Raw genomic sequence first — 6,097 nt, 5'->3', positions numbered from 1 at the left:
GCGGCCGCGGCCGCCCGCTTCACGAGTTCGGTACCGCCGCCCCGTGCCTTGGCGGTCGCGGGGCCCAGCTTCAAGCCGTCGTCGCAGAACACGACCAGGATGCCACGGGCGGCGGCAGACAACGGGACGAAGCCGACCTTGATGGCATCTGACATGGGTAACTCCTTCAAAACATGGGGCTTTTTGCCGCTCGGCGGTTCCGGCCACGGGCCGGCGCTGAACGGCGATTCACTGGACTTTCCACACTATGGGCCACCGGCCGGGCAGATGCCAAGCACCGCCCGTGGCCGCCAGGCCACAACGAGCGAAATATTAACCATATATTGAGGGTGCCATGGGCCAGCCATTTTGTTGACGGATCAAAGGGATGGTAGTGAGAGAGGAAGCTGGCTAAGAGCTGTTTGTCCGACCTCGGGGATCCCCTTTCGGGGATTGGTTGGACGGCAGAACTCCGGTCGGCATTGGGGACTTGGTGGGATTCGTGCGGTAGCGCATGGGGTCAATCGATAGGTATATCTTCCGCACGACGCTGGCGTCGTTTGCGCTGGTCCTGGTCAGCCTCACCGGCGTGATCTGGATTACGCAGGCGTTGCGCGGCATCGACCTGATGACGAGCCAGGGTCAGACCATCCTCACCTTCCTCGGCATCACCAGCCTCGTCGTGCCCGCGCTGGTCCTGATCATCTCGCCGATCGCGCTGATGATCGCGATCTCGCACACGCTGAACAAGCTCGCGACCGATTCCGAGATCATCGTGATGAATGCCGCCGGCTTCTCGCCGTTCCGGCTGTTCTATCCGTTCTTCTACGCCACCTGCGTGGTGGCGCTGCTGGTCGCCTTCATCGCCGCCTATCTCGCGCCCGACGGCATGCGGCGGATCAAGCAGTGGGACGCCGAGATCACCGCCGACGTGCTCACCAACATCCTCCAGCCCGGCCGCTTCGCCCAGCTCGACAAGAACCTGACGATCCGGATTCGCGAACGCCAGCCCGGAGGCATTCTCGCCGGCATCTTCATCGACGACCGCCGCGATCCAAATGAGCGCGTCTCGATCGTCGCCGAGCATGGCGAGGTCATGAAGAACGACAACGGCTCGTTCCTGGTGCTGGAGACGGGCAATCTCCAGCGCTTCGAGGCGGGCAAACGCGATCCCGCGCTGGTGGCGTTCGGCCGTTACGGCTTCGACATGTCGAAGTTCTCGGGCCAGGGCCGCGACGTCACTCTCGGCATCCGCGAGCGCTATCTCTGGGAGCTGTTCTCGCCGTCCGAGGACGATCCCGTCTACAAGCAGATTCCCGGTCAGTTCCGCTCGGCCTTGCATGACAGCCTGCTGGCGCCGATCTATCCGTTCGCCTTTGCCGTGCTGACCTTCGCCTTCCTCGGTGCGCCTCGCACCACCCGCCAGAGCCGCAATTTCTCGATGGGCTCGTCCATCGTCGCGGTGTTCGGCCTGCGCATGGCCGGCTTCGCCTGCTCGGTCATGGCGGTGAAGTCGCCGGGCGCGGTGCTGGTCCAATACGCCATGGTTTTGGGCGCCATCGGCGTCGGGATGTGGATGATCGTCGGCGGCATCGTGGTCGAGCCGCCGCCCCGCCTCATGGAGGCCATCAACAGGTCGAACGCGCGGATCGCGCGGCTGTTCGGACGGCCGGTCACCGCATGAGCATGCTCACCAATACACTCGGGCGCTATTTCGCCGGCCGCTTCGTGGTCGCGGCGCTCGGCGTGTTCGCCGGCATCTTCCTGCTGCTGGTGCTGGTCGACTACATCGAGATGGTGCGCAAGACCTCCGGCCTTGCATCCGCCTCGGCGATCATGGTGGCCGAGACCTCGCTGTTCCGGGTGCCGCAGCTCCTGGAGAAGCTGACGCCGTTCTGCATGCTGATCGGCGCCATGACCTGCTATCTCGCCCTCTCCCGCCGGCTGGAGCTCGTGGTTGCGCGCGCCGCCGGCGTCTCCGCCTGGCAGTTCATCTCGCCGGCGCTCGGCAGCGCGCTCCTGATCGGGGTGATCGCCACCGTCGCCTACAATCCGATGTCGGCCAATCTGCGCGAGCTCTCCAAGCGCATGGAGGCCGASCTGTTCGGCTCGGCGCCCGGCGGCGGCATCCAGGACGCCTCCGGCTTCTGGCTCAACCAGGTGACCAACGACGGCCAGACGATCATCAATGCGGCGCGCAGCGAGCAGCAGGGTGTCCGGCTCACGGGGCTCACGCTGTTCCGGTTTGATACAGAGCAGCACTTCAAGGAGCGCATCGAGGCGCGCGAGGCGGAGCTCGAAGCCGGACAGTGGATATTCAGGAACGTCCGCCGCTTCTCGCTGGACGGGCCGCCGATCGAGCAGGCCGTCCTGGCGATTCCGACGACGCTGACCGAGGCCCAGGTCCGCAACAGCTTTTCCACACCCGAGACTGTGTCCTTTTGGCAACTACCGAGCTACATCCGCTCCTCCGAAAGCTCAGGCTTCGCGACAGCCGGCTATCGACTCCAGTATCACAAGCTGTTGGCGCAGCCGTTTTTGCTCGCCGCCATGGTGATGCTCGCGGCCTCGGTGTCGTTGCGTTTCTTCCGGATGGGCGGCGTGCAGAAGATGGTTTTGAGTGGCGTGGGTGCAGGCTTTCTGCTCTACGTTCTGTCGAAAGTGACTGAAGACTTGAGCAAGGCTGAGTTGATGCATCCGATCGCTGCGGCGTGGTTGCCCGTGGTGGTGGGCGGCCTCACCGGCTTCTTGGCCTTGTTGTATCAGGAGGACGGTTAGTGACTGCCGTCCGTCGAGGGCCCGTGTCTCGTCTGACGCGCCGCACCGTGGTGCGCGCGAACGGGTGCGGCTTGTCCGTTCGCAGGCTGCTGCTCGCTGTCGTCGCCGCGGCCTCGCTCGGCGCGCTGATCGACCTTGCCGCCGTGGCACCGGCCTCCGCCCAGAGCTTCACCTACAATCCGCTGCCGCCGCGTCCGAAGCCGCCGAAGGTCGCCAACGACAACCAGATGCTGGTTCAGGCGAYCGAGGTCGACTACGACTACAACAATTCGCGCGTCTCCGCTGTCGGTAACGTCCAGCTGTTCTACAACGGCACCAGCGTCGAGGCCGACAAGGTCATCTACGACCAGAAGACCAAGCGGCTCCATGCCGAAGGCAACATCCGCATGACGGATGCCGACGGCAAGATCACCTATGCCGAGATCATGGATCTCTCGGACGACTACCGCGACGGTTTCGTCGATTCGCTGCGCGTGGACACCGCCGACCAGACCCGCATGGCGGCGAGCCGGGCCGACCGCTCCAGCGGCAACTACACGGTGTTCGAGAACGGCGTCTACACGGCCTGCGCGCCGTGCAAGGACGATCCGAAGAAGCCGCCGCTGTGGCAGGTCAAGGGTGCGCGCATCATCCACGACCAGCAGGAGAAGATGCTGTATTTCGAGACGGCGCAGCTCGAATTCTTCGGCGTGCCGCTCGCCTACATGCCCTATTTCTCGACGCCCGACCCGACCGTGAAGCGCAAGACCGGCTTCCTGATGCYGTCCTACGCGTCGAATACGCCGTTCGGCTACGGCGTCGAAGTCCCGTTCTACTGGGCGATCGCGCCCGACATGGACATGACCCTCAACCCGCGCATCACGTCCCGGCAGGGCGTGTTATTCCAGGCTGAATTCCGCCAGCGCCTGCTGGACGGCGCCTATCAGATCCGCGCTTATGGCATCAACCAGCTCGACCCGGGCGCACTCGCCGGTCAGCCCGGCGACCGCGAGTTCCGCGGCGCGGTCGACACCAAGGGACAGTTCGCGCTGAATGACAAATGGGTCTGGGGCTGGGAAGGCGTAGTCATGTCCGACTACTACTTCTTCTCGGACTACCGCCTGTCGCAGTACCGTGACCCGCTCGGATCGTTCCTGATCCTGCCGACCGACGCGATGTCGCAGCTCTACCTGACCGGCGTCGGCAATCGCAGCTTCTTCGACGCGCGCACGATGTACTGGCTGAGCTACTCGGGCAACCAGAGCCAGGTGCCGATCGTCTACCCCGTGATCGACTACTCGAACGTGCTCAACTATCCGGTCTTCGGCGGCGAGTTCAGCTACAAGACCAATTTCGTGAACCTGTCGCGTGATACCGCCGTGTTCGATCCGATCACGACGCTCGCCAACACCAACAGCCTGTGCACGACGGCGTCGGCCGATCCGCTCGCGCGCACGCCGTCGCAGTGCCTGCTGCGCGGCTTCCCCGGCACCTATACCCGCCTGTCGGCGGAAGCGCAGTGGCGCAAATCCTTCACCGATCCGCTCGGCCAGATCTGGACGCCGTTCGTCAGCCTCCGCGCCGATGCGATCAACTCCTCGGTCTCGAACCAGCCGGGCGTGTCGAACTACCTGCCGGTCGGCGACACCCAGGCGTTCCGCCTGATGCCGACCGTCGGCCTCGAATATCGCTATCCCTTCATCAACGTTCAGCCCTGGGGCTCCACCACCGTCGAGCCGATCGCGCAGATCATCATCCGCCCGAACGAGACCTATGCCGGCAAGCTGCCGAACGAGGACGCGCAGAGCGTGGTGTTCGACGCCTCGAACCTGTTCAACGTCGACAAGTTCTCCGGTTACGACCGCGTCGAGGGCGGCGGCCGCGCCAATGTCGGCGTGCAGGCCACCACGCAGTTCGACAAGGGCGGCGCCGTCAAGGCGCTGTTCGGCCAGTCCTACCAGCTGTTCGGCATGAACTCCTACGCGGTTCAGGACTCCATCAACACGGGCCTGGATTCCGGCCTCGACAAGCCCCGTTCCGACTACGTGGCGAGCCTCGCCTACTCGCCCAACCGCACCTACACGTTCAGCGTCCGCTCCCGCATGGACGAGCAGACCTGGAACGTCCAGCGCTTCGAGGCCGAAGGCCGCGCCAACTTCGATCGCTGGTCGATCGCCATGATGTACGGCAACTACGCGCCGCAGCCGGAACTCGGATATCTGACGCGCCGCGAGGGCATCCTGACCACGGGCTCGCTCAAGGTCGCGACCAACTGGGTGGTGTCGGGCTCGGCACGCTGGGACCTCGAGGCCAACAAGATCAACCAGTATGTGCTCGGCGCGGGCTATGTCGACGATTGCTTCGTGCTGGCGGCGAACTATGTAACTTCGTATAGCTACTCCGCGGGCACGACGCCGCCCGTCCTGAGCCATGCGTTCATGTTCCAGATTGGCCTGCGTACGCTGGCGACCTCGTCGACGAGCAGCGGTTCCGGCGTCCTCCAGTAAACGGTTTGAAGTGCCGGTCGCGTTTTCCCAATCGCAGGTTCACCGCGGCTGACATGCGAGCGATAAAAATGACGACTGCTTTGCCTATGTTCCGCCTCCTCCTCCTCGTCCTTGCCGCCCTGTTTCTGGCGGCCGCGCCGTCGCGCGCGCAGAACATCGTCGTCATGGTCAACGGCGATCCGATCACCGATTTCGACATCGACCAGCGCTCCAAGCTCGACCAGCTGACGACGCAGAAGACCCCGAGCCGGCAGGAGGTCATCAACGAGCTGATCGACGACAGGGTGAAGCTGAAGGAAGGCAAGAAGTACGGCGTCGATCCCGGCGTCTCCGACATCAACCAGTCCTTTGAGGGCATGGCGCAGCGCATGCGCATCTCGACGGATCAGCTGACCAAGTCGCTCGAGGTCAAAGGCGTCCGCCCCGAAACGCTGAAGGCCCGGATGAAGTCCGAGATGGTCTGGACCAGCCTCGTGCGCGGCCGCTTCAAGGAGAAGCTGATGGTCGGCGAGCGCGACGTCGCGCAGGCTGTGCAGGCCCAGACCGGCGACAAGCTCCAGATCGAGGGCACCGAATACAAGATGCAGCCGATCGTGCTGATCGTGCCGCGCGGCTCCTCCCCGACCTTCCTGGAGACGCGGAAGAAGGAGGCCGAGACGTACCGCTCGCGCATTGCGAGCTGCGAGGAGGCCAATTCGCTGTTCCGCTCGACGCCGAACGCCACCATCCGCGACAGCGTCACCAAGACGACCGCAGAACTGCCCGATGCACTGCGCAAGGTGCTCGACGACACGCCGATCGGCCATCTCACCGCGCCCGAGGTGACCAAGGCCGGCATCGAGATGGTCGTGCTG

At 64.3% G+C, this 6,097-nt stretch carries 4 protein-coding genes and 1 pseudogene; 4 read left to right on the top strand and 1 reads right to left on the bottom strand.

Features of this window, described 5'->3' with window-relative positions; translation table 11 throughout:
- A pseudogene (locus tag AC1D00_RS22690) lies at positions 1-155 on the bottom strand (leucyl aminopeptidase); the annotation flags it as partial.
- A 338-nt stretch (positions 156-493) separates the two neighbouring features.
- Here AC1D00_RS22690 and lptF point away from each other — a divergent pair.
- The 4 genes from lptF to AC1D00_RS22670 all read left to right on the top strand — a co-directional run.
- Entirely contained in the window at positions 494-1,663 is a 1,170-nt protein-coding gene (gene lptF / locus AC1D00_RS22685) for an LPS export ABC transporter permease LptF (RefSeq protein ID WP_025576083.1), read from the top strand.
- Entirely contained in the window at positions 1,660-2,757 is a 1,098-nt protein-coding gene (lptG, locus tag AC1D00_RS22680; RefSeq protein ID WP_477012184.1) for an LPS export ABC transporter permease LptG, read from the top strand. The genes lptF and lptG overlap by 4 nt, the downstream gene beginning before the upstream one ends.
- Positions 2,757-5,243 (top strand): LPS-assembly protein LptD, encoded by a 2,487-nt coding sequence (locus tag AC1D00_RS22675; RefSeq protein ID WP_477012183.1) that lies wholly within the window; start codon positions 2,757-2,759, stop codon positions 5,241-5,243. Before lptG ends, AC1D00_RS22675 begins: the two co-directional genes overlap by 1 nt.
- 68 nt (positions 5,244-5,311) lie before the next feature.
- Positions 5,312-6,097: SurA N-terminal domain-containing protein (locus AC1D00_RS22670; protein WP_477012182.1), on the top strand; the 786-nt coding region annotated here is incomplete at its 3' end.

This window comes from Bradyrhizobium sp. P2_E8, from assembly GCF_056403875.1.
This window is presented reverse-complemented; position numbering and strand designations above follow the sequence as displayed.